This is a genomic window from Microvirga zambiensis WSM3693 (assembly GCF_016735695.1).
Classification (GTDB): domain Bacteria; phylum Pseudomonadota; class Alphaproteobacteria; order Rhizobiales; family Beijerinckiaceae; genus Microvirga; species Microvirga zambiensis.
Genome location: NZ_JAERQD010000226.1, coordinates 1 through 677 on the forward strand (window position 1 = coordinate 1; position 677 = coordinate 677).

The window sequence follows — 677 nt, forward strand, 5'->3', positions numbered from 1 at the left end:
CGGATCATGCGCATGGTTTCGAAGCCCATCAGGGTCACGGCGGCGGTTCTCATCGTCTGGAAGCCGCGCGTCGGCCGGATGACGCGCTTGAGCGCGCCATGATCGGCCTCGATGATGTTGTTGAGGTATTTCGAGGTGCGATGTTCGACGTCCTGCGACAGCAGCCCTTCGTCCTGCAAGCGTCGAATGGCGTTCGGATAGGATGCCAGTTTGTCGGTCGTGATGGAGGAGGGAGGATAGTTGCTCACCATCCTCAGAGCTTTGCGTACGAAGCGATAAGCGGCTCCAGTATCACGCCGGCCGGACAGCATGGAGGCAATCAGACGACCGTGTTTGTCGACCGCTCGAAACAAGTATCGCCAGCGCCCGCCCACTCGCACATAGGTCTCGTCCACCCGCCATGAGCCTGAGCGAGGTCCCTGGTTTGGTCGCACCCGCTTCTCAATCTCCGGGGCATAGCGTTGAACCCAGCGAAAGATCGTGCTTGGATTAACGCTGACACCGCGCTCGGACATCATTTCTGCCAGATCGCGATAGCTGATCCCGTACTTGCAGTACCAGCGCACGCACAGCAGGATGATCTCGACTGGGAAACGGCGGCGCTTGAACAAAGACAACAGGGCGGCTCCTCGATTGGCCGCTCTGGATTATACTGCCGAGGTTACCGCAACAGTGCC

1 protein-coding gene is annotated in these 677 nt (G+C 59.4%); it reads right to left on the bottom strand.

Annotation, left to right across the window (positions count from 1 at the left end):
• Positions 1 to 617: IS6 family transposase (locus JKL46_RS35020; RefSeq protein WP_201843056.1), on the bottom strand; the 617-nt coding region annotated here is incomplete at its 3' end.
• Positions 618 to 677 lie beyond the last annotated feature (60 nt).